The sequence below is a fragment of the Eubacterium album genome, from assembly GCF_025336545.1.
Taxonomy (GTDB): domain Bacteria; phylum Bacillota; class Clostridia; order Lachnospirales; family Lachnospiraceae; genus Eubacterium_U; species Eubacterium_U album.
Map to the genome: position 1 here is coordinate 33,506 of NZ_JAODBU010000007.1, position 25,060 is coordinate 58,565.

A 25,060-nucleotide genomic window follows, 5' to 3' on the forward strand; every position below is an offset into this window, starting at 1 on the left:
ATGAAGAGGTGAATGTAATGAGAGAAGGAATCCATCCAGATTACCAGCAGGCAACCGTTACATGTAACTGTGGTAACACATTCGTAACAGGTTCAACTAAGTCAGATATTCATGTTGAAATTTGTTCAGCATGTCATCCATTCTACACAGGACAGCAGAAAGCAGTTTCAGCTCGTGGTAGAATTGATAAGTTTAATAAGAAATATGGTATTCAGTAAGTATTAAGGATAACAGGTTGGGAATTTTTGTTCTCAACCTATTTTCTTATGTAAAGATATGCAGGTTAGAAGCATAATCTGATTATGAAAATAGGGATATTTAATATTTTTATTTGTGCGATTATAATGAATGAGGACATTTATGAAAAATAAAAATAAATTAGGTTCTTCCGGAATAGGAGGACAGGCAGTTATAGAAGGAATTATGATGAGAAATAAGGACTGGTATTCTGTAGCTGTAAGAAAAAGTGATAATACAATTGAGGTAGAAAAGAAGCAATATAAAAGTGCTTCACAGAAAAACAAAATTTTGGGAGCTCCTTTTATCAGAGGAGTATTTAGTTTTATTGATTCCCTAGTGCTTGGAATAAAATCTCTTACATATTCAGCATCTTTTTTTGAAGATGATGATGAAACAGAAGAAGAGCCTGGCAAATTAGAATTGTGGCTTATTAATAAATTTGGTGAGAAAGCTGAGAATGTAATAATGGGATGTGTAGTAGCAGTTTCTATTATATTTTCAGTATTAATATTTATGATGTTACCGTTATTTATAGCGGATATGTTTGAAAGATTTGTTCCGGGAATAGGAAACAGACAGGTTCCAGTAATAGAGGGAATAGCCAAGATGGTTATTTTTATCGGATATATGCTGTTAATATCATTAATGAAAGACATAAGAAGGACATTTATGTATCATGGAGCAGAGCATAAATGTATTAACTGTATTGAAAATGGAAAAATATTAACTGTAGAAAATGTAAGAGAAAGTTCGAGATTTCACAAAAGATGTGGAACAAGCTTTATGTTGATAGTTTTGATAATTAGTATTTTGTTCTTTATCTTCATTCGCTCGGATGTAGTTTGGATTAAATATACAATAAGATTAATTTTAATACCTGTAATTGCAGGTGTTTCATATGAGATTATCCGATTAGCAGGTAGTAGCGATAATTTTATTGTTAATTTAATAAGTAAACCCGGAATATGGATGCAGAAAATAACAACTAAAGAACCAACTGATGATATGATTGAAGTTGCAATTAAGGCAGTTGAGGAAGTATTTGACTGGAAAGATTATTTGAAAAGCAATGGAATAGAAGTTTTGGATGAAATTTCAGGAGAAGAAGATGTCGACTGAATTTGAATTAAAAGATTTGATAAAAGATGGAATAGAAAAATTGCAGAAAGCATCTGATTTGGATGCAACTGTTGATGCGTGGCTTTTAGCAGAAGAAGTTTTAGGGATTACAAGAGTACAGTATTTTATCAATCCTCAAAGATTAGTTAATAAAGAGGATGCAGATAAGTTTTTTAAATTTATAGATATGCGTTGTAATAAGATTCCTTTACAGCACATAACCGGTAAGCAGGAATTTATGGGATTATCATTTAATGTGAATGAAGATGTATTGATTCCAAGACAGGATACGGAACTTTTAGTTGAAATGGTTTTAAATTATTTAAAACAAAAGATTCAAGGCAAGAAAGTTAAAGTATTAGATATGTGTACCGGCTCAGGATGCATAGCAATTTCAATAAAAAAACTTGCTGAAAATGTAGATGTAACAGCAGTAGATTTGTCCCAAAATGCATTAAAAGTTGCAATTGATAATGCAAAGCAGTTAGATGCAAAAGTTACATTTATTGAATCAGATTTATTTGAAAATGTATCAGGTAAATATGATATAATTGTATCAAATCCGCCATACATAAGAAAAAGTGATATTGAAACGCTTATGGAAGAAGTAAAAAATCATGAACCGATGATGGCTTTAGATGGTGATGAAGACGGATTGATATTTTATAAAAAAATATCGGAAAAGTTAAATGAATATTTGTCAGATGACGGGATGATTTTTTATGAGATTGGTTATGATCAGGGAAAAACAGTTCCCGATATTTTGAAACAGTATAATTTTAAAGATATTAATGTGTATAAAGATTTGTCAGGAAATGACAGAGTTGTGATTGCGAGAAAAGGAGAAGAAAATGTTTGATAAATTAGACGGTATATTGGAAAGATTTGATGAAATATTAGAAATGTTAAACGATCCAAGCGTGGCAAATGACCAGAATAATTTTAGGAAATTAATGAAAGAGCAAAGCGACTTAGCACCAATTGTTGAAGCGTATAAGACATATAAACAGGCTAAGCAGGATGTTGAAGACAGTCTTTTAATTCTTGAAGAAGAAAATGACGACGATATGCGTGAATTAGCTAAAGAAGAATTAAATGAAGCTAAGGCAAAAGTTGAAGAAATGGAACAACAGTTAAAGATTTTACTTTTACCAAAGGATGAAAATGATGATAAAAATGTTGTTGTAGAAATCCGTGGCGGTGCAGGTGGAGATGAAGCTGCGTTATTTGCTGCTGAACTTTACAGAATGTATTGTATGTATGCAGAAAAGAATCGTTGGAAAACAGAAATGATTTCTTTAAATGAAAATGGTTTAGGTGGATTTAAAGAAGTTGTATTTATGATTAACGGTCAGGGTGCATATTCTAAGTTGAAATATGAAAGTGGAGTACATCGTGTACAGAGAATTCCGGTAACTGAATCAGGTGGAAGAATTCATACATCAACAGCAACTGTTGCAATTATGCCCGAAGCAGAAGAAGTAGATGTAGAAATCGATATGAATGATTGTAAATTTGATGTGTTTAGAGCATCAGGAAACGGTGGTCAGTGTGTAAATACAACTGATTCAGCTGTACGACTTACACATATTCCAACAGGAATTGTTATTTCATGTCAGGATGAAAAATCACAGTTAAAAAATAAGGATAAAGCACTTAAAGTATTAAGAGCAAGATTATACGAACTTGAACTTCAAAAGAAGCAGGATGCTGAATCAGCAGCAAGAAGAAGTCAGGTAGGAACCGGTGACCGTTCAGAAAAGATAAGAACTTACAATTTCCCACAGGGAAGAGTAACAGATCATAGAATTAAGTTTACATCACATAGATTAGATGAAATAATGAATGGAAATCTTGATGAAATAATCGATAACTGTATAGCAGCAGATCAGGCAGCAAAGCTTAGCAATATGGAAAATGAAGTATAAATTTTTTGAGCCATCGAAAGATGGCTCATATTTATATAAAAAAGTGAGGGTAGAATTATGCAGATGACAACTCTTTGTTATATAGAAAATGATGAAAAATATTTGATGCTTCATCGTGTGAAAAAGAAAGAAGATATTAATAAAAACAAGTGGATAGGAGTAGGTGGACATGCTAACGAATGGGAATCACCGGAAGAATGTCTTGTAAGAGAGGTAAAAGAGGAAACAGGACTAATACTTACTTCATATAAATTCAGAGGAATTGTAACATTTATCAGTGATGAATGTGAATCGGAAACCATGTGCCTATTTACTGCGGATAAGTTTACAGGAAATATAATTGAATGCGATGAGGGAGAACTTAAATGGGTAGATAAAAAAGTAGTACCTAATTTGCCAACATGGGAAGGGGATGCAATATTTTTGAAATTACTGTTAAATGATGAGAAAAGATTCTTTTCATTAAAATTGGTATATGAGGGAGATAAATTAGTAGAAAATAATATTGTTTTTTATTAAACAAAATATGAAAGCTTATGAGGTGCTTACTAAATGATAGTATTAAGTAAAAAGCAGATTGTTGATATAATGGAAGAAAAACAAAAAAATAAGGAACAATTATAAGCAAAAAATCAAAATTACTTAATTTTTAATCGTTATATATTAAAAAAAGCCTTTGAAATTTAAAAAGAAATTTGCTAAAATATCAAACGAATCGAGTGGCTAAGAGCGTAAATCCAGATATGGATTTGCGCTCTTTTATGTTATATAAGACGAAGTCGTGTGTATAACAACAAATAAAAAATTGACGAAGCCGGATTGATTTAATTTTATGAATTTTGGGAATTCATTTTAAACATAGGAGGTAAAGGGAAAAGTGGAAGAAAACAAGGAAGCAAACAAAATGGGGACGATGAAGGTAAACAAATTGATGCTGACAATGGGAGCACCTATGATTTTATCGATGGTGTTACAGGCTGTGTATAATATTGTTGACAGTGCATTTGTATCCAATATGCATGAAAATGGAGAAGCAGCTTTGAATGCCTTAACATTGGCGTTTCCTGTTCAGATGATGATGGTTGCGATTGCAATAGGCACAGGTGTCGGAATGAATGCATTGCTTTCGAAAAATTTAGGGAGTGGAAATCTGAAAAAAGCATCTATGATAGCAGGAAATACAATATTTTTAGGAACAATAATTTATTTAATATTTCTTGTTTTCGGAATATTTGGAGCAGATTTCTATGTATCTACACAGACAAGTAATGAATTAATAAAAAATATGGCAATACAATATTTGAAAATATGCTGTACTTTATCTATAGGAATAGTGTTCTTTTCAATATTTGAAAAAATGCTACAGGCAACAGGGCGCTCATTATATTCAACGATAGCACAAATACTAGGGGCTGTAACAAATATGATTTTAGACCCTATTTTAATATATGGTTTGCTAGGAATTCCTGAAATGGGAGTCGCAGGCGCGGCATATGCAACTGTTATAGGTCAGGTAGTGTCAGTTTTAACAGCGATTGCTTTCCATATAAAATTTAATGTCGAAATAAAAGGAATAATTAAAAATTTAAAACCATCAGCAAAAATAATAAAAGAGATATATATGATTGGTTTACCTGCAATCATAGCTCAGGCATTAATGTCATTTATGACATACGGATTAAATATAATACTTGTTAGAATAAGTGAAACAGCAGTTACTGCATATGGATTGTACTATAAAATTCAACAGTTTATTTTGTTTGCAGCATTTGGCTTAAGAGATGCAATTACTCCGATAGTATCATTTAATCATGGAATGAGAAGTAAAGAAAGAGTTAGGGACGGAATAAAATATGGTTTGATTTATACTTTAATTATAATGGTTGTAGGAACTGTTGTGCTGGAAATTTTTGCAAATCCATTTGCTAAGATATTTGGGTTGTCAGGTGTTACGCAACAATTATGCGTTAGTGCGATAAGAGTAATTTCTATAAGTTTTGTATTTGCAGGTGCAAATATTGCTTTTCAGGGAATATTTCAGGCACTTGAAGGTGGCATGGAATCACTATTTATTTCAATATGCAGACAGTTCTTATTTGTTCTTCCTGTTGCATGGGGATTTTCTTTAATTGCAATAAAAGATATAAGCTACATATGGTTAGTATGGATGACATTTCCGATAGCAGAGGCAGTATCATGTGTTATTGCGTGTGTGTTTATGAAGAGGATTGATAGGAGAAAAATACAAAGTCTTAATAAATAGGTAGAAATGTATGTATATATTGTTGTATTATATAAAGTATGTAGAAAAAGTATTAATTATTTATATTCTGCAGACAGATACAAGTGTCAGAGAAATATTTTTATTTAATGGGCATTTGTGCAAGAGTAAAAGCCATAAGGAGAAGTACAATGGATATTACAGTTAGAAGAGCAGAAATTAAAGATATTGATAAAGTGAGCATATTATTAAGTGAGGTACTCGAATTACATGCGAAGTTAAGACCTGACATATTTATATCAGGTACAACAAAGTATACAAGGGAAGAACTAACTAATATATTTCAAAATGATGAAACACCGGTATTTGTAGCTATAGATAATGATGAAGTTGTAGGTTATGCATTTTGTGTAATAAAAAAACAACCTTTTAGTACAAATATGGTTGATTTTAAAACATTACATATTGATGATTTGTGTGTAGACGAAAATTGCAGAGGAAAACATATTGGAACAATTTTGTATAAATATGTTCTTGAATATGCTAAATCAATAGGATGTTATGATGTTACGTTAAATGTATGGGAAGGAAATGATAATGCCCGTGCATTTTATGAAAAGGTGGGAATGTTTGTAAAGGAAACACAGATGGAAGTGATTCTTAAATAAGGATATTCATGGTAAAGAATTGGTATATGTGATAGATTTTTACAGACATATATCACAAGGATAAATTTAGGGAGAACTAAGGAGAAAGTAATATGGACAATCTGTCAGTATATGAACTTATGTGGCTGTTTTTAAGTTATTCATTTTTAGGATGGATTCTAGAAACAGTATTTGCAACAATAAAGGAAAGAAAAGTAGTTAACAGAGGTCTTATAAATGGACCATTTTGTATTATATATGGTATCAGTGCAGTTTTAATATCAACAACATTACACGAACTTACAGGAATTTGGTTGATTTTATTTGCAGCTATATATGCATCTGTTGTTGAATGGTTTGGTGGACATTTAGTTGAAAAAATATACCACGAAAAATGGTGGGATTATTCAGATATTAAATGGAATTTTGAAGGATATGTATGCGTTCCAATGGCAGCAGTATGGGGCGTGCTAGGATACATAGTTGTTAAGTTTGGAGATAGTCTGTTACTTGATTTGTACAAATTATTTCCGGAACTTTTAATGCATATAATTTTATGGATTATAACAGGATGCCTTATTGCAGATATAGTATTTTCTTCAATTATTATTAAATTTGAAGGTAAAGGCGTAGATAAAATAATTGAAGCAAATAATAAATTTACGGAAATTAGTTTAAAACTTGAAAAATGGATTGCCAAAAGAATAAATCTGCGTATAGATAAAGCTTATCCAAAATCTTCTAAAGTAGAGAAAAAGGAAAAGGATAAGAGTGTATTTGCAAGGGGATGTGATTTTTATAAAATTGCATTACTGTTTTTTATCGGCTCATTTCTTGGAGATGTAACTGAAACAATATTTTGCAGGGTTACAGCAGGAGTATGGATGAGAAGAAGCAGTGTAATATGGGGACAGTTCAGTATAGTGTGGGGCTTGGCAATTGCAATCGTAACGGCAATGCTCTATAAATATAGAGAAAAAAGTGATAGTTTCTTATTTATAATGGGAACGTGTTTAGGGGGAGCATACGAATATTTATGTAGTGTATTTACCGAAATTATATTTGGAAAGATATTTTGGGATTACAGCAAAATACCATTTAACTTAGGAGGAAGAATAAATCTTTTATATTGCTTCTTCTGGGGAATGGCAGCAGTTGTATGGTTTAAAATATGTTACCCTAAATTATCAGCAATAATTGAAAAAATTCCTGTAAAGCCGGGAAAAATATGTACATGGGTATTGATTATATTTATGAGTGTTGATGTCGTTGCGACATGCATGGTGCTTCATAGATATGACCAGAGAGAAAATGGAATAGTGGCAACAAAGCAGTGGCAGATATGGGTTGATGATAATTACAATGATGCCAGAATGGAAAAAATATATCCAAATGCAAAAAATGCCAATTAATTATTTGAAAAATGTTGTTAAAACAACAGAAATGTTATTTGAATTATAATACTATCTGCATGTGATAATTTTACATCAGAAAGGAATTTTAATAGATGGATAAAATGTTTTGTTTTCAATGTGAACAGACAGCCGGATGTACAGGCTGTACAGGAGCGATGGGAGTGTGCGGAAAGTCAGCCGATACATCTATGTTGCAGGACAAACTTACAGGTGCAATAATAGGACTGGCAAAAAGTACAAGTCATAATCCTAAAAGAAAAGAAACAGACAAAATTATAATAGAAGGTCTTTTTACAACTATAACGAATGTTAATTTTAATGATGATACATTAAAAGAAATGATAGATAAAGTTCATTTAGAAAAAAATGCAATTGCACCAAACTGCAATGCGTGTGCGATGCCTTGTGGAAGTACCGAAGATTATGATATGAATTTGTTGTGGAATGAAGATGAGGATATCCGCTCATTAAAATCACTTATTTTATTTGGAATAAGAGGGATGGCAGCGTATGCATATCATGCCATGGTTTTAGGGTATGAAGATGAAGAGGTGAACGACTTCTTTTACAAAGCGTTATCAGTTATTACTTATGATATGGAAGTTGGACAACTTCTGTCAGTAGCGCTTGAAGTGGGAGAAAAGAATTTAAAATGCATGGAATTACTTGATAGGGCAAATACAGAAAGTTATGGAAATCCTACTCCGGTAAAAGTCCCATTAACTATAGAAAAGGGGCCGTTTATTGTAATTTCAGGACATGATTTAAAAGATTTAGAATTGTTATTACAGCAGACAGAGGGAAAAGGAATAAATATATATACTCATGGAGAAATGCTTCCTGCACATGGTTATCCGGAATTGAAGAAATATTCTCATTTAAAGGGAAATTTTGGGACGGCATGGCAGAATCAGCAAAAGGAATTTGATGATATCAAAGGACCTGTATTATTTACAACTAATTGTCTAATGCCGGTTAAGCAAAGTTATGCAGACAGAGTATTTACAACGGAAGTTGTTTCGTATCCTGAGATGGTTCATATCGGAGAAGACAAGGACTTTACTCCTATAATAAATAAGGCACTTGAACTTGGCGGTTATGAAGAAGATAAAGTTATGACGGGAATAAACGGTGGAAAATATGTCATGACAGGATTTGGACATGGAACTATTCTTGGAGTTGCAGATAAGGTTATTGAAGGAGTTAAGAACAAAGAAATAAGTCATTTCTTCTTAGTTGGAGGATGTGATGGAGCAAGAGTCGGAAGAAATTATTATACGGAATTTGTTAAGCAGTCACCAAAGGATTCTATTATTTTAACACTTGCATGTGGCAAATACAGATTTAATGATTTAGATTTGGGAGATATTAACGGATTACCAAGAATTATGGATATGGGTCAGTGTAATGACGCATATGGAGCTATAAAAGTTGCAATTGCGTTAGCACAGGCATTTGAATGCGAAGTTAATGATTTACCATTATCAATGATTTTATCATGGTATGAACAGAAGGCAGTATGTATTTTATTAACATTATTATATCTTGGAATTAAAAACATATATTTAGGACCAACGCTTCCTGCTTTTATATCACCAAATATATTGAATTATTTAGTGGAAAATTATAACATTTCACCTATTAGTACACCGGATAAAGATTTAGAAAAAATTATGACAAATAAGTAAAATAAAACAGTTCGACCATACAATAGCAGGGATTATTACAGTTTATGCTATATGGCCGGACTGTTATTATTTTTAGATAAATTAATATATAGACTCTTCATTTATTAATGTTTTTCTGCTAGAATAGGAAAATGAGATTAAAACAAAAGATTTATTAGCCGAAGAGGATGCTTATGTAATTATTGAATAGAAATAAGAATTTAATTCGGAATTATTCTAAAGTCAATTAGAAAAGGTAGAGGTTAAGTAAATGAAAATTGGATTTGATAATGACAAGTATTTAAAAATGCAGTCAGAGCATATCAGAGAGAGAATTGAAAAATTTGGAAACAAGTTATATTTAGAATTTGGTGGAAAATTATTTGATGATTATCATGCATCAAGAGTTCTTCCGGGATTTCAGCCTGATTCAAAATTACAGATGTTATTACAGTTAAAAGACCAGGCAGAAGTTGTTATAGTAATTAGTGCGGAAGACATTGAAGAAAATAAGGTAAGAGGCGATTATGGAATAACATATGATTTAGATGTATTAAGACTTATTGACGAATTTCAGTCAGTTGGTCTTTTTGTAGGAAGTGTATGCCTTACAAAATTTGCAGGACAGCCATCAGCAGAATTATTCCAACAGAGATTAAAAGAACTTGGAATTAAGTCATACAGACATTATAAGATTCCGGGATATCCAAGCGATGTAAATCACATTGTAAGTGATGAAGGATATGGAAAGAATGATTATATAGAAACAGAGAGACCTTTAGTAGTTATTACTGCACCGGGTCCCGGAAGTGGAAAGATGGCAACATGTCTTTCACAGTTATATCATGAGCATAAAAAAGGAATTGAAGCAGGATACGCTAAATTTGAAACATTTCCTATATGGAATATTCCACTTAAGCACCCTGTTAACCTTGCGTATGAAGCAGCAACAGCAGATCTTAATGATGTAAACATGATTGATCCATTTCATTTAGAAGCGTATGGAAAGACTACAGTTAACTATAATAGAGATATAGAAATATTCCCTGTTGTTAATGCAATGTTTGAACTTATTGCAGGTGAAAGTCCATATAAATCACCTACAGATATGGGTGTTAATATGGCTGGTAACTGTATTGTGGATGATGAAGTATGTTGTGAAGCATCACAGCAGGAAATTTTACGAAGATATTATAAATGTTTATGCGATAAAAAACGTAATGGTGAAACAAAAGATGACATATATAAATTAGAACTTTTGATGCAGCAGGCAGGAGTTACTATTGATGACAGAAAAGTAGCAAAAGTAGCTAAAGAAATTGAAGAAAAAACAGGTAGTCCTGCAGTAGCTATTGAGCTTGAAGATGGAACAATGATTACAGGAAAAACAAGTGATTTGCTTGGCTCATCTGCAGCAGCCTTATTAAATGCAGTTAAGAAATTAGGTAAAATTGAAGATGATGTTAAATTGGTATCACCACAGGCAATTGAACCGATTCAGACATTAAAGACACAGTATTTAGGAAGTCAGAATCCACGACTTCATACAGACGAAATTTTAATTGCTTTATCATCAACAGCAGCAAATAGTGAAGTTGCAAAAGTAGCGATGAAGCAGTTACATAAGTTAAAAGGATGTCAGGCACATTCTACAGTATTGCTTACATCAGTAGATGAACAGACATTTAAGAGATTAGGAATACAGCTTACATGTGAACCTAAATACGAAGAAGATGGAAGAAAATATCATAAACACTAATTTGCAAAATAATAAATATAAACATTAAAATAACCGGTTATTAATTTTTCTTAGATTGATAACCGGTTAAAATAAGCAGGGAAAGTTGAGGTAAATATGATACAGGACATAGAACCAAAACTAAACAATCAATATAAAAATATTAAGCCTAAAGATAATGATTATGTATTAAGTTACAGTGGGAGAAGGGTATTGTTATCTAAAAAGGCAGAAGCAATAGAATATTTAACATATGAGAAGTATAAACAGATAAATCAGGGGGATGAGGCCTTGGTTTATTTTTTTAGTATAGGAAATGATTCATATTTCTATGAAAAAAACGAAATAGAAGCTGATGGATTTGAGTATGTACCAATGTTTAAGACAAGAACAATGAAGCCAATGGCTAAAGTAATGGCAGCAGCAACAGGATGGCATTTAAATATATGGTATAAGTCGAATAAATTTTGTGGTGCATGTGGTTGCAATCTGGAACATGATGATAAAATAAGAATGTTAAAATGTCCTAAATGTGGAAATCAGGTATTCCCTAAAGTCGCTCCGGCAGTTATAGTAGGAGTGACGGACAATGATAAAATATTATTAACAAAATATGCAGACAGAGAGTATAAAAGATATGCACTAATTGCAGGTTTTACAGAGATAGGAGAGACTATCGAAGAAACAGTTGCAAGGGAAGTATTTGAAGAAACAGGAGTGCATATTAAAGATATAACATATTACAAAAGCCAACCATGGGGATATGATGGTAATGTCCTTATGGGATTTTTTGCAAAACTAGATGGCAATATGAAAATTACAATGGATGAAGATGAATTGTCCGTAGCAGAATGGGTTAATTATAAAGATGTTCCGGATGATGAAGAAAAGATAAGCCTAACAAGAGAAATGATGACATGTTTTCGCAAGGAGAGAGAAAATGAAAGCAAAAGACGAAAAAACAAATGTAATGAGAGTTTTAGACAGTAAGAAAATTAAATATCAGCATTATTATTATGGTGATACAGATGCAATAAGTGGGACTGATGTTGCAAAAGCATTAGGACAAAATCCGGAGTGCGTATTTAAAACATTAGTCACAGAAGGAAAGACAAAAAATCACTATGTATTTATTGTACCTGTAGAAAAAGAACTTGATTTAAAAAAGGCAGCAAAAGCTGTAGGAGAAAAATCAATACAAATGATAAAATCAAAGGAACTTTTACCACTTACAGGATACATTCATGGTGGCTGCTCACCGATTGGAATGAAAAAATTATTTAAAACAACAATTGATTCGAGTGTAGAAAAAGTAGAAAAATTTTGCGTAAGTGGTGGAAAAATCGGCTATCAGGTAGAAATTACACTTGAAGATTTAAGAAAGGTAATTCCTGTTCAGACCGCTGAAATTACTGTATAGATATACTGCATATTTAAGAAAGACTAACGAAAGAATTCTTGCACAAACTAACATACGTAGCACTCTAAATTCTTAGAATATAGTATGTCTTTGATAGAAAATTTGAAAATAGGAGGAAGAAAATGAAATACGAATTAATTGGGTTGGATATGGATGGAACGATGCTTAATTCAGAAAAGAAAATTACTGATGGAGTAATTAAGGCTATAAAAGAAGCAATAGCAAATGGAAAATATGTTTCATTATCATCAGGTCGTGCATTAGCTGAATTGACTGAGTATAGGGAAATGTTAAAGGATATGGAATATGCTATTCTTGAAAGTGGAGCATTAGTTTATAACTTAAAAAAAGATGAGATAATATCAGTAGTTACATTAGATGAAGATATTGTAAAAAAAGTATTTGAAGCAGTTAAAGGTAAAGATGTTTTTGTGCATTTGATTTCGCAAGGACGTTCAGTTTCACCTGAGAAGTTAATACCAAAAATGGATAAATATCATATGGGTGTTTATATACCTATGTATGAAAAAGTATGCACAAAAGTAGAAGATACAATAAAATTTCATTATGAAGATAAGCAGGGAATTGAAAAAATAAATTTGTTCCATACAACTCCACAGGATAGGGAAAATACAAGAAAAAAATTACAGGGTTTGCCAATAGAAATGTTGGATGCGGAAGAAACATCGCTTGAAATATCACCTCTTGGTGTTACAAAGGGCTTTGGATTAAAGAAATTATGTGAGTATTTAAATATGGGAATTGAACAATCAATTGCTGTTGGAGATGCAGATAATGATTTAGATATATTAAAAACTGCAGGACTTGCCATAGCTATGGGTAATGCAAATGAAAATGCACAAAAGATAGCAGATGTTAAGGTTGCTGATAATGACCATGACGGGGTTGCAGAAGCGATATATAAATATTTGCTTGAGAAATAAAATTCTTGAATAAACATATATACTTGTGATATAATGAGACGTAAGAAATCACGATATAAAACAACAAACCGGATTCTTTACGAATCCGGTTTTGTAGCGTCCGGGGAAAAGTGACGCATAACAAATTTAAAGAACAGGAGTTGATTGTGTATGCATTATGACTTGATTATTGTAGGTGCAGGACCGGCAGGAATCTTTACAGCATTAGAATTATTAAAGAATAATAGTGACAAAAAGATTCTTTTGGTTGAGAAAGGAAAAGCAGTAGAAAAAAGACATTGCCCGAAAGCGGAAGTAGGACATTGTGTTAACTGCAAGCCAAATTGTGCAATAACTACAGGGTTCTCCGGAGCAGGAGCTTTTTCAGATGGTAAGTTAAGCTTGTCATATGAAGTAGGTGGAGATTTGCCGATGCTTATTGGAGAAGAATTTGCACAGGAATTAATTGACTATACAGATACAATCTATTTGGAATTTGGTGCAGACCCACATGTAGAAGGAATTTACGAGGGAGAAGACATCAAGGAAATAAGAAAGAATGCAATTAAGGCAGGTCTTAAGTTAGTAGACTGCCCAATCAGACATTTGGGAACGGAAAAGGCACAGCAGCTTTATTACAATATTCAGGAATGGTTGTTACAGCATGGTGTTGAAATGAAATTTGAAATAGAATGTGAAAATATCATTCTCGATGAAGAAGGCTGTAAAGGTGTTATCTTAAGAGAAGGTAATGAAAGTGTTCATTATTATGCAGATGAAGTTGTTATTGCAACAGGAAGAAGAGGAGCTGATTGGTTAGAAAAACTATGTGCAGAACATAATATTGCACATAAACCGGGAACAGTTGATATCGGTGTGCGTGTAGAATGCAGAAATGAAGTAATGGAAAAGGTTAACGAAGTACTTTATGAGTCAAAGCTTATCGGATATCCAAGACCATGGAAAAATAAGGTACGTACATTCTGCCAAAATCCGGGAGGATTTGTTGCGCAGGAAAATTATGACAATGATTTGGCTGTAGTAAATGGTCATAGCTTCAAGGAAAAGAAGAGTAATAATACAAACCTTGCAATACTTGTAAGCCATAACTTTACTGAGCCATTCAACAAGCCGATTGAATATGCACAAAAGGTTGGTGAGTTGACAAATATGTTAGGCGCAGGTCATATTATGGTACAAAGATACGGAGATATTCTCGATGGAAAGAGAACATGGCCTAAAGAATTAGCACAGAGTAATGTTAAACCTACACTTAAAGATGCAGTAGCAGGTGATATAACAGCGGCAATGCCATACAGAGCAATGACAAATATCATTGAATTTATAAAAATGCTTGATAAAGTTGTTCCGGGATTCGCTTCAACAGAAACATTGTTGTACAGCCCTGAATTAAAATTCTATTCAAATAAAGTAAAAATGGACGAAAACCTTAATACAAACATTAAAGGTTTACATTGTCTTGGAGATTCTTCAGGATGGACAAGAGGTCTTATGATGGCATCAGTTATGGGTGTTCTTATGGGAAGAAAATTATTAGATAAATAAACGGAAGCAACAATCTGTCTGGATAGATGGGTTGTTGCTTCTTTTGCCATGAGAATCAGCCGGATTTATTAAAAATAGAATAAACACAAAATAAATGAAAAGAATATATTAGAGAAAAGATAAAATACACAATATATTTTTTATTAAATAGGATTAAGTGCCTGTATCAATAGTATGAATTTACAGTTTTAGTGAAGAAAGTAATACATTACAGTAAAAGAAAATTGCATTTAATTGTTATACATTTGGCGAAATTTGTATATTTTTTAGAAAAAATATGTATAGTATAATTCAATTTAAGATGTAGAAATCTACAGAGAATATAAGCTTTAGATGTTTATGAAAATGTTATAGCTTATGAGATTTTAAGAAAGGTGGTGTCTTAATGATTAAAGAAACAATGGCTTCCATTAAAAAAGCTGAAAAACAAGGGGAAGAAATTGTTAATAAAGCAAATGAAGATGCTGAAAAAAATATAAAAAAGGCAAATGAAGATGCTGAAAAGAGCATTGATGATGCAGTAAAAAGGCAGAAAGACAAGATAGAAGAATATTGTCAAAAAGCCAGAGAAAGAGGAGAGAAAGAAGCAAAAACAATTAGAAGTGATAATGAAAAGAATGTTAAAGAACTGTATGACAAGGCTTTAACTCTCGAAAATGAGGCTGTAAATAAGGCAGTAGAAGAAGTAATGAAATTTTAATTGTTTGTGATTTGAAATTTAAGATTATTAGATTGCATATAATGAAGGAATTGATGCTTAATCGATATAATTAAATTATCATATAACTATAAATTGTTATTTCTTTAGAAATAAAGAAGGGAGGCATGATAAAATGGCAGTATTAGAAATGCAAAAAATATGCATTTGTGCCCTGAAAAAAGAACGAAAGCCTATCATAGAATATATTCAAAGAAGTGGTGTTGTTGAAATCAAGGAAAGAAAAGTAAAAAAAGGCTTTTCCAAGATGGATACAAGTGTTGCTAAATCAAGTTTTGAAAGAAATGCAGCTTTAGCAGAAAATGCTTTGGAAGTATTAGAGCAATATGAACCGGAAAAGAAATCAATGTTTTCGTCTCTAGAAGGAAAGAGGCAGGTTGCTTCAAATGAATTTAAAAGAATTTCAGATAATAGAGATGAAATAATGGATAAAATATCAGCTATTCTTAATTTGCAAAAAGAAATATCAGCAAAACAAAATGATATTTTGAAATTAAAAGCAAATATAGAAGCTGTAAAACCATGGTTAAATATGGATGTTCCGGGTGCGACAACGGGAACTGAAAAGACAGCGTTTATTTATGGCTCATTTCCCGGAAATATTACTCAGGAACAACTGTATCAGCAAATCCAGTCAAATGAAAAGTTCCCTAAAGCGAGCGATGTAAGAATATTTTATTCAGACAAAAATCAGACCTGTGTTGCAGGATTTTGTATGAAAAAAGATGCAGAACAGTTTGAGGAAGCATTGAGGCAGATGGATTTTTCAAGACCTTCGCTGATAATGAGAAGTATTCCTGAGGTATCTAAGGAAAAATGGACAAAGAGGATTGCTGAGTTTGAAAACAGCATAGATAATCGCATTGAGGAACTCAGGCAATTAGCAGAGGATAGAGAGGACATTCAGTTAGCGGCAGATTATTTTAACAGCAGAGCAGAAAAATACGATGTACTTGGAAGGATTCTTCAAACAAAACATGTATTTATAATTACAGGTTATATTCCAAAAAAAGAATTTGAGAAGCTTAAAGAAACACTTACTGATAAATTCACGGTTATGATTGAGGCAGAAGAGATATCGGCAAAAGAACAACCTCCGGTTTTACTTGAAAACAACGCTTTTGCAAGACCTGTAGAGGGTGTTGTTGAATCATTTGGATTACCAAAGAAAGGCGAGTTTGACCCAAGTGCAATAATGGCAGTATTTTATTACATTTTATTTGGAATGATGCTAAGCGATGCAGCTTATGGATTGATAATATTTTTAGCATGCTTTATAGCGATAAAAAAATTCCCTAGAATGGGCGATTCGTTAAATAAATCATTGCATATGTTTATGTATTGCGGAATATCAACGACAATATGGGGATTGCTATTTGGAGGATTTTTTGGTGATGCAATTACAGTTGTATCGAATGTATTTTTCCATAAAAATATAGAACTTAAAGCGTTGTGGTTTGTTCCGCTTAACGATCCGATGAGACTGTTAATGTATTCAATGGTAATAGGAATTATTCATATGTTCTTAGGACTTGGAATAAAAGGGTATATGCTTTTGAAAGACAATAAAATAGTGGATTTTATATGTGATGTATTATTGTGGTATTCACTGTTAATCGGATTAATATTGTTATTATTGCCAACTGATTTATTTGCATCTATTTCACAGATGACATTTGTATTTCCGGTATGGCTGACAATCCTGTCAAAAGTTTTAACAATAATAGGACTTGTAGGATTGCTTCTTATGTCTGGCAGAAGAAAAGGTAACAAGTGGGCTATCAGAATTGCTCTTGGAGCTTATGATATTTATAACGTAACAGGCTGGCTAAGCGATTTGCTGTCATATTCAAGACTTTTAGCATTAGGTCTGGCAACAGGAGTTATTGCATCAGTTGTAAATTCTATGGGCAGCATGATAGGCGATGGCCCGGTAGGAATAATAGTTTTCATAATAGTATTTATTGTAGGTCATACACTAAACCTTGCAATCAATCTGTTAGGAGCTTATGTTCATACAAACAGATTACAGTATGTAGAATTTTTCGGAAAATTCTATGAAGGAGGAGGCAGAGCCTTCAATCCATTCACATTAAAAACAAAATATGTTGAGTTAGATAAAGGAGAGAAATAATAATGGAATTAGGAATTTTTTATGCCATTCTTGGCGCAGCGTTAGCAACTTTATTGGCAGGAGCAGGATCAGCAATGGGTGTAGGTATTGCAGGTCAGGCAGCAGCAGGTGTAGTAACAGAAGATCCGGGTAAATTTTCAAAGGTTTTAATTTTACAGCTTCTTCCTGGTACACAGGGTATTTACGGTTTATTAGTTGCATTTATCACATTAAGTAAAATCGGTTTATTAAACGGAAATCTTGCATCAATATCAACAGGAACAGGACTTATGATTTTAGCCGCATGTCTTCCAATTGGTGTTGTTGGTTTAATCTCAGGATTACACCAGGGAAAAACAGCAGTTGCAAGTATTGGAATCGTAGCTAAGAAACCTGAACAGTTTGGTAAGTCAATGTTATTCCCTGCAATGGTTGAAACATATGCTATTTTAGCACTTCTTATATCAATTCTTTCTGTAAGTAATATTCCGGTTTAATAGAAGTATATAAGCAGAAAGGAGTTGCCCATGGGTGGATTAGAAGAAATATTAAACCAAATTAAAGCTGACGCAAATGAAGAAGCGGCAGATATTTTGGCAAAGGCACAAGACACCTGCGACTCTATAAAAGAAAACGCTCAAATTGAAATTGATAAAATAGAGACTGCAGGGACAAAAAAGGCTGAGAGTGAAGAAAAATTACTATTTAGTAAAATTAAGTCAGCAGCCGGAATGGAAGCAAAGCAGAAATATCTTGAAGCAAAACAAAAAATTATTTCAGATATAGTGAATAAGGCATATAACAAAATGGTAAATGCTTCGGATGAGGAATATTTTGGTTATTTAATAAAAATGACAGAGGAATATGCTCAGCCGGCAGAAGGAAAAATGTGCCTTAATAAAAAAGATTTAGAGAGACTTCCTAAGGATTTTCAGGAAAAGATAAGTGAAGCAGCAAACAAAAATAATGGAAAATTATCAGTAAGCAATGAACCTATAAATATTGAAAATGGAATGATTCTTGATTACGGAGATATAGTGGAAAATTGTACTTTTGATGCTGTATTTCACAATAAAAAAGATGATTTGCAGGATGAAATTAACAGATTCCTGTTTAAATAGTTGAGGAGAAAAATATATGTCAGAAACCAATTATACTTATGCGGTTGCCCGTGTTCGTGCAAAAGAGGTCTCACTATTTTCTGATTCAGTGATTGAACAGTTGATGGCTTGTAAAGATTATAAAAGCTGTATGGCATTTCTTCATGACCATGGTTGGGGAAATGGAGAACCGGCGGAAACAGAAGATGAAATGCTTGCATTTGAGAGAAAGAAAACCTGGGATGACATACATGAGTTAGTAAATGAGAAAGATGCATTTGCTGTAATTACAGTACCAAGAGAGTATCATAATTTAAAAGCAGCAATTAAACAGGTATGTAGTGGAGATAAAGCAGAGCATGCATATTATGATAATTGCAGATGGTCACCTGAGCAGTTGAAGGATATGGTTGAAAGAAAAGATTTTGACAGTTTGCCTGAAAGAATGGCTTATGTAGCGAATGAAGCGACAGAGGCGTTACTACAAACTCAGGATGGTCAGTTATGCGACATAATAATTGATACAGCAACATTAGAAGCTGTTAAAGAAGAAGGAGCAAAATCAGATTCAAAATTAATAAAACAATATGCTGAAGAAATGGTTGCAGTTGCAAATATAAGAGTTGCAGTAAGATGTGCTAAAACAAAGAAATCAAAAGATTTTATGGAAAGAGCAATTGTTGCCTGTGATTCTTTAAGCAAAGCTTCTTTAATTAAAGGCGCGGAATCAGGAATTGATGGAATATGCAGTTATTTACAATCGGCAGGATACAGCGAGGCAGCTGAACATATAAAAGAATCACCGTCAGCTTTTGAAAGATGGTGTGATAATAGAATAATCGATAAAATCAAAGAAGAAAAATATAATTCTTTTTCGGCAGGCCCAATACTTGCATATTTTCTTGCAAGAGAAAATGAAATAAAAACAGTTAGAATTATATTGACCGGAAAGTTAAATAACTTAAGTGATGATTATATTCGGGAAAGGTTAAGGAAAATGTATGTATAAGATTGCAGTGTTAGGTGATTATGACAGTATATATGGGTTTGGCGCAATCGGAATGGACACATTCCCGGTAACCGACCCGGAAGAGGGAATTAAAACCCTTAGAGTGTTGGCTAAAAGCGAATACGAAATTATTTATGTGACGGAAGGTCTGGCAGTTCAGATTAATCATGAGATAAATAAATATAAAGAAATGCTGTCACCGGCAATAATATTAATTCCCGGCGTATTTGGAAATACCGGGGAAGGAGTTGCAGGAGTTAAGGCAAGTGTAGAACAGGCTGTAGGCAGCGATATTTTGTTTTCATAAATTAAAGTGAAGTGATTTTATTTCACAGTAAGGAGACTAGTATGAGCAAAGGAGTAATTAAGAAGGTTGCGGGACCTTTAGTTATAGCAGAAGGGATGAGAGATGCCAATATGTTTGACGTTGTAAGAGTAAGTAAAGAACGTCTTATTGGCGAAATCATTGAAATGCATGGTGACCAGGCTTCGATTCAGGTATATGAAGAAACAGCAGGACTTGGACCGGGAGAAGAAGTTGAGTCAACAGAAGCACCATTATCTGTAGAATTAGGTCCGGGACTTATAGCAAGTATATATGATGGAATTCAAAGACCACTTGATGATATTATGAAAGTGGCAGGAAACAACTTGAAAAGAGGAGTTGAAGTGCCATCTTTAAAGAGAGAGTTAAAATGGAACTTTGTACCTTGCATGAATGTTGGAGATGAAGTTGAAACAGGAGATGTTATTGGTACTGTAAAAGAAACAGAAGTTGTAACTCAGAAGATAATGATTCCATATGGAATTAAAGGAAAAATAAAATCAATAACAGCCGGAAATTATACAGTTACAGAGACAGTTGCAGTTGTAGAGACAAAAGACGGCGATAAAGAAATTACATTAATGCAGAAATGGCCGGTTAGAAAAGGAAGACCATATGCAAAGAAACTTCCACCAACAAAACCATTGGTAACAGGTCAGAGAGTAGTAGATACATTATTCCCAATTGCAAGAGGCGGTGTAGCAGCAGTTCCGGGACCATTTGGTTCAGGAAAAACAGTAATTCAGCATCAGTTGGCAAAATGGGCAGAGGCAGATATTGTTGTATACATTGGTTGTGGAGAACGTGGAAATGAGATGACAGATGTACTTAATGAATTTCCGGAATTAAAGGACCCAAAGACAGGACGTTCCCTGATGGAGAGAACAGTATTAATAGCAAATACATCAGATATGCCTGTTGCAGCCAGAGAAGCTTCTATTTATACAGGAATTACAATTGCTGAGTATTTTAGAGATATGGGATATTCAGTAGCACTTATGGCAGATTCAACTTCAAGATGGGCAGAAGCGCTTCGCGAAATGTCAGGACGACTTGAAGAAATGCCTGGTGAAGAAGGTTATCCGGCATATTTAGGTTCAAGACTTGCTCAGTTTTATGAAAGAGCAGGTGAGGTTATTTCACTTGGAAAAGAAGGAAGAGAAGGAGCACTTTCGGTAATTGGAGCTGTATCTCCTCCGGGTGGTGATATTTCAGAACCTGTGTCTCAGGCTACACTTCGTATCGTAAAGGTATTCTGGGGACTTGATTCAGCATTAGCTTATAAGAGACATTTTCCTGCAATTAACTGGTTAACAAGTTATTCCTTATATGTAGATAATATAGGAAAATGGTTCGAAGAAAATGTATCAGAAGAATGGCTTAAATTAAGACAGGAGCTTATGAGTCTTTTGCAGGATGAAGCACAGTTGGAAGAAATTGTAAAAATGGTAGGTATGGATGCACTTTCAGCACCTGACAGACTAAAAATGGAAGCAACAAGATCAATAAGAGAAGATTTCTTACATCAGAACTCATTCCATGAGATTGACACATACACTTCTCTTAATAAGCAATATTTAATGATGAAATTAGTACTTGGATATTATTATGAGGCAAATGAAGCTCTTTCAAATGGTGCTTCAATTGACAAATTAATAGCACTTCCAATAAGAGAACAAATCGGAAGATTTAAGTATACTAAGGAAGAAGATATTCAGAGTAGATATGATGAAATCTTAAAGGAACTTGAAATTCAGGTTGCAGGAGCATTTGATAAGGAGGACTTCTAATATGGCAAAGGAATATAGAACAATTCAGGAAGTAGCAGGTCCTTTGATGCTTGTTAGGGACGTAGAAAATGTTACTTACGATGAACTTGGAGAAATAGAACTTGCAAATGGTGAAACAAGACGTTGTAAAGTGCTTGAAATAGATGGCAAAAATGCACTGGTACAGTTATTTGAAAGTTCTACTGGAATTAACCTTTCAAACAGTAAAGTAAGATTTTTAGGTCGAAGCATGGAACTTGGCGTTTCGGAAGATATGCTTGGAAGAGTATTTGACGGATTAGGTAACCCAATAGATGACGGACCCGCAATTCTTCCGGAAGAGAGAAGAGATATTAATGGTGTACCTATGAATCCGGCAGCAAGAAATTACCCTTCAGAATTTATTGAAACAGGAATTTCAGCAATTGATGGATTAAACACATTAGTAAGAGGACAGAAATTGCCAATTTTCTCAGCTTCAGGTCTTCCACATGCACAGTTAGCAGCGCAGATTGCAAGACAGGCAAAGGTAAAAGGAAAAGATGAACAGTTCGCCGTAGTATTTGCAGCTATGGGTATAACATTTGAAGAGGCAAATTATTTTATAGATAGTTTCAAAGAAACAGGAGCGATTGATAGAACAGTATTGTTTATAAATTTAGCAAATGACCCGGCTGTTGAACGTATTGCCACACCGAAAATGGCATTGACTGCAGCAGAATATCTTGCATTTGAAAAAGGAATGCATGTACTTGTAATTCTTACGGATATTACTAACTATGCAGATGCTTTAAGAGAAATTTCTGCAGCAAGAAAAGAAGTTCCGGGACGTAGAGGATATCCGGGATATATGTATACTGATTTGGCAACAATGTATGAAAGAGCAGGACGTCAGAGAGGTAAAGACGGTAGCGTAACAATGATTCCTATTCTTACAATGCCTGAAGATGATAAGACACATCCAATTCCTGACCTTACAGGATATATAACTGAAGGACAGATTATTTTAAGCCGTGAGCTTTACAGAAAAGGCATTCAGCCACCAATAGATGTTCTTCCATCGCTTTCAAGACTTAAAGATAAAGGCATTGGGGAAGGAAAAACAAGAGCAGATCATTCAAATGTAATGAACCAGTTGTTCTCAGCATATGCAAGAGGTAAGGATGCTAAAGAACTGATGGTTATTTTAGGTGAGGCAGCACTTTCAGAAACAGACAGAATTTATGCAAAATTTGCTGATGAATTTGAAAAGAAGTATGTATCACAGGGATACCAGTCAGACAGAAGCATTGAGGAAACAATGGATATAGGATGGGAATTGCTTAATATTTTGCCTCGTGCAGAACTTAAACGTATTGATGATAAATATCTTGATATGTATTACAAAGAAAAATAAGTGATACAAAAAAGCGTTTAGAAAGCGAGGTGAGAGAATGGCAAACACTCAGGTTAATCCTACAAGAATGGAATTGACGAAACAGAAGAAGAAACTTGTATCTGCAGTAAAGGGACATAAACTTTTAAAAGATAAAAGAGATGAGCTTATGAGACAGTTTTTGGATTTGGCAAGGGAAAATATGGAACTTAGACTAAAGGTTGAGGAATCCATAAAAAAGGCAAATACAATTTTTGTTGTTGCTAAGGCGGGAATGAATACTGAAACATTAACAACGGCTTTAATGGCAACAAAGCAAAAACTTGAACTAAATGTAGATAAGAAAAATATAATGAGTGTAGATATTCCGGTATATTCCGTTAAATCTAAGACAGCTAATCCAAATGACATATATTCTTATGGATTTGCATTTACAACAGGAGACTTAGATGATGCAGTCACATCTCTCGCAGATATCAGAGAAGATATGGTACGATTAGCACAGATTGAAAAATCATGTCAGTTGCTTTCAAGTGAAATCGAGAAAACAAGAAGAAGAGTTAATGCCTTAGAACATGTTATAATTCCTGAGGCACAGAAAAATATAAAGTATATTACTATGAAATTAGATGAAAATGAACGAAGCACACAGATTCGATTAATGAAAGTAAAAGATATGATGTTAGAGGAAGCACATCATTATAAAGAAAAATAAATATAGTTATTTTATGTAGCGGACAAATGGAATTTTGTTTTACATCAAAAAATAAATACTAAAATTATGTAAGGTTACTTTTAGTGATGTAAGATAAATTTGTTCGCTACTTTTTTATTTATGGACTATAAAACAGATACTATGCGTGTGATGATCATAGTTTTAACAAACTATTAAAACGAAAAGCAATAGTAGAGAGAGTAAGGCTTTTACTTGACAGTTATGATTTTTTAAAATATCATATATAAAGTAAAAGATTATTGGGGATATTAAGCCTGACAATAGTGTATGAATTACTTGATTTTTGAGACAAAAGGAGGCAGAAATGATTGATTTTCATTCTCATGTATTGCCTGGTATAGATGATGGAAGCAGTTGCGAGGAGGAATCACTTGACATGCTTCGTATAGCAAAGAGTCAAGGAGTTATTACAATGTTAGCAACTCCTCATTTTTATGCTCAAAATAATTCAGTCGGACATTTCCTAAAAGACAGAGAAAAGTCATTTAATAAATTAAAAGCATGTACCGAATACATGAAAGATGATGCGTATCCTGCTATAAAGCTTGGAGCTGAGGTGTGTTATTTTAATGGAATAGGACAGGCAAGAGAATTGGAAAAACTGTGTATAGAAGATACAGATGCGATTCTACTCGAGCTTCCTTTCACACAATGGAACAAATTTGTTTTGCAGGATGTCATAATGCTGATGGAAGAGAGACGTCTTACGGTTATTTTGGCACATATAGAAAGATTTTATGCTTTTCAGACAAGGAAAAAAATTTGGAAGGAAATGCTTGAATTACCTGTTATTTTCCAGGTGAATGCAGATTTTCATGACAATAGAAAGAAAAGAAAAGTCGTAAAAAAGTTAATAGAAAATGATAAACCTCTTATTTTAGGAAGTGATTGTCATAATGTTGAGAACCGAAAACCAAATCTTATAAGCGGATATGATTATATATCAGATAAATATGGTAAAAAGATGGTTGAACAAATAGATAATCTGGGAAGAGAAGTGCTTGGATTTGATACTAAATAAAATTGATAGG

24 protein-coding genes are annotated in these 25,060 nt (G+C 33.3%); all 24 read left to right on the forward strand.

The window, feature by feature from the left end; translation table 11 throughout:
* Window positions 1–17: 17 nt before the first annotated feature.
* The 24 genes from rpmE to N5B56_RS07865 all read left to right on the forward strand — a co-directional run bounded on the left by rpmE (window position 18) and on the right by N5B56_RS07865 (window position 25,050).
* Window positions 18–218 carry a 50S ribosomal protein L31 gene (gene rpmE, locus N5B56_RS07750; protein ID WP_022088236.1) on the forward strand — a complete coding sequence of 67 codons (201 nt, stop codon included), beginning with the start codon at window positions 18–20 and terminating at the stop codon, window positions 216–218.
* A 142-nt stretch (window positions 219–360) separates the two neighbouring features.
* A complete protein-coding gene (locus tag N5B56_RS07755; protein ID WP_117910333.1) occupies window positions 361–1,359 on the forward strand; it encodes a DUF1385 domain-containing protein in 999 nt (332 codons plus the stop codon).
* The gene (prmC, locus tag N5B56_RS07760) at window positions 1,349–2,218 is read left to right on the forward strand and encodes a peptide chain release factor N(5)-glutamine methyltransferase (protein WP_117910334.1); all 870 of its coding nucleotides are present in this window, start codon (window positions 1,349–1,351) and stop codon (window positions 2,216–2,218) included. The genes N5B56_RS07755 and prmC overlap by 11 nt, the downstream gene beginning before the upstream one ends.
* Complete coding sequence (gene prfA, locus N5B56_RS07765) at window positions 2,211–3,287, forward strand: peptide chain release factor 1 (RefSeq protein ID WP_117910335.1); 1,077 nt, start codon at window positions 2,211–2,213, stop codon at window positions 3,285–3,287. The genes prmC and prfA overlap by 8 nt, the downstream gene beginning before the upstream one ends.
* Before the next feature lie 57 nt (window positions 3,288–3,344).
* Window positions 3,345–3,806 carry an NUDIX hydrolase gene (locus tag N5B56_RS07770; protein ID WP_117910336.1) on the forward strand — a complete coding sequence of 154 codons (462 nt, stop codon included), beginning with the start codon at window positions 3,345–3,347 and terminating at the stop codon, window positions 3,804–3,806.
* A gap of 358 nt (window positions 3,807–4,164) precedes the next feature.
* Window positions 4,165–5,550: an MATE family efflux transporter gene (locus N5B56_RS07775; protein WP_487318530.1), complete on the forward strand. Its 1,386-nt coding sequence runs from the start codon at window positions 4,165–4,167 to the stop codon at window positions 5,548–5,550.
* Window positions 5,551–5,699: 149 nt separating this feature from the next.
* Window positions 5,700–6,176, forward strand: coding sequence for a GNAT family N-acetyltransferase (locus N5B56_RS07780; RefSeq protein WP_117910337.1), 477 nt, complete (start codon window positions 5,700–5,702; stop codon window positions 6,174–6,176).
* A 92-nt stretch (window positions 6,177–6,268) separates the two neighbouring features.
* Window positions 6,269–7,567: a putative ABC transporter permease gene (locus N5B56_RS07785; protein WP_260978687.1), complete on the forward strand. Its 1,299-nt coding sequence runs from the start codon at window positions 6,269–6,271 to the stop codon at window positions 7,565–7,567.
* A 95-nt stretch (window positions 7,568–7,662) separates the two neighbouring features.
* Entirely contained in the window at window positions 7,663–9,258 is a 1,596-nt protein-coding gene (gene hcp / locus N5B56_RS07790; protein ID WP_260978688.1) for a hydroxylamine reductase, read from the forward strand.
* A 250-nt stretch (window positions 9,259–9,508) separates the two neighbouring features.
* Entirely contained in the window at window positions 9,509–10,996 is a 1,488-nt protein-coding gene (locus N5B56_RS07795; RefSeq protein ID WP_022088264.1) for a DUF1846 domain-containing protein, read from the forward strand.
* A 96-nt stretch (window positions 10,997–11,092) separates the two neighbouring features.
* Window positions 11,093–11,965, forward strand: coding sequence for an NAD(+) diphosphatase (gene nudC / locus N5B56_RS07800; protein ID WP_260978689.1), 873 nt, complete (start codon window positions 11,093–11,095; stop codon window positions 11,963–11,965).
* Window positions 11,916–12,395, forward strand: coding sequence for a Cys-tRNA(Pro) deacylase (gene ybaK, locus N5B56_RS07805; RefSeq protein WP_117910340.1), 480 nt, complete (start codon window positions 11,916–11,918; stop codon window positions 12,393–12,395). Before nudC ends, ybaK begins: the two co-directional genes overlap by 50 nt.
* 122 nt (window positions 12,396–12,517) lie before the next feature.
* Window positions 12,518–13,339, forward strand: a complete 822-nt coding sequence (locus N5B56_RS07810) for a Cof-type HAD-IIB family hydrolase (protein WP_147586408.1) — start codon at window positions 12,518–12,520, stop codon at window positions 13,337–13,339.
* A 150-nt stretch (window positions 13,340–13,489) separates the two neighbouring features.
* Window positions 13,490–14,884, forward strand: a complete 1,395-nt coding sequence (locus N5B56_RS07815) for an NAD(P)/FAD-dependent oxidoreductase (protein ID WP_022088268.1) — start codon at window positions 13,490–13,492, stop codon at window positions 14,882–14,884.
* A gap of 385 nt (window positions 14,885–15,269) precedes the next feature.
* Complete coding sequence (locus tag N5B56_RS07820; protein ID WP_117910342.1) at window positions 15,270–15,584, forward strand: hypothetical protein; 315 nt, start codon at window positions 15,270–15,272, stop codon at window positions 15,582–15,584.
* A 133-nt stretch (window positions 15,585–15,717) separates the two neighbouring features.
* Window positions 15,718–17,736 (forward strand): V-type ATP synthase subunit I, encoded by a 2,019-nt coding sequence (locus N5B56_RS07825; protein ID WP_118565493.1) that lies wholly within the window; start codon window positions 15,718–15,720, stop codon window positions 17,734–17,736.
* A 2-nt stretch (window positions 17,737–17,738) separates the two neighbouring features.
* The gene (locus N5B56_RS07830; protein WP_022088271.1) at window positions 17,739–18,212 is read left to right on the forward strand and encodes a V-type ATP synthase subunit K; all 474 of its coding nucleotides are present in this window, start codon (window positions 17,739–17,741) and stop codon (window positions 18,210–18,212) included.
* Window positions 18,213–18,242: 30 nt separating this feature from the next.
* Window positions 18,243–18,836: a V-type ATP synthase subunit E gene (locus N5B56_RS07835; RefSeq protein WP_118565492.1), complete on the forward strand. Its 594-nt coding sequence runs from the start codon at window positions 18,243–18,245 to the stop codon at window positions 18,834–18,836.
* 16 nt (window positions 18,837–18,852) lie between these two features.
* Window positions 18,853–19,824, forward strand: a complete 972-nt coding sequence (locus N5B56_RS07840; protein WP_117910345.1) for a V-type ATPase subunit — start codon at window positions 18,853–18,855, stop codon at window positions 19,822–19,824.
* Window positions 19,817–20,131, forward strand: a complete 315-nt coding sequence (locus N5B56_RS07845; protein ID WP_117910346.1) for a V-type ATP synthase subunit F — start codon at window positions 19,817–19,819, stop codon at window positions 20,129–20,131. The genes N5B56_RS07840 and N5B56_RS07845 overlap by 8 nt, the downstream gene beginning before the upstream one ends.
* Window positions 20,132–20,172: 41 nt before the next feature.
* Entirely contained in the window at window positions 20,173–21,939 is a 1,767-nt protein-coding gene (locus N5B56_RS07850) for a V-type ATP synthase subunit A (RefSeq protein ID WP_260978690.1), read from the forward strand.
* A gap of 1 nt (window position 21,940) precedes the next feature.
* Window positions 21,941–23,314, forward strand: coding sequence for a V-type ATP synthase subunit B (locus N5B56_RS07855; RefSeq protein ID WP_117910348.1), 1,374 nt, complete (start codon window positions 21,941–21,943; stop codon window positions 23,312–23,314).
* Between the two features lie 37 nt (window positions 23,315–23,351).
* Window positions 23,352–24,008 carry a V-type ATP synthase subunit D gene (locus N5B56_RS07860; RefSeq protein WP_117910349.1) on the forward strand — a complete coding sequence of 219 codons (657 nt, stop codon included), beginning with the start codon at window positions 23,352–23,354 and terminating at the stop codon, window positions 24,006–24,008.
* Between the two features lie 325 nt (window positions 24,009–24,333).
* A complete protein-coding gene (locus N5B56_RS07865; protein WP_260978691.1) occupies window positions 24,334–25,050 on the forward strand; it encodes a CpsB/CapC family capsule biosynthesis tyrosine phosphatase in 717 nt (238 codons plus the stop codon).
* Window positions 25,051–25,060: the final 10 nt, after the last annotated feature.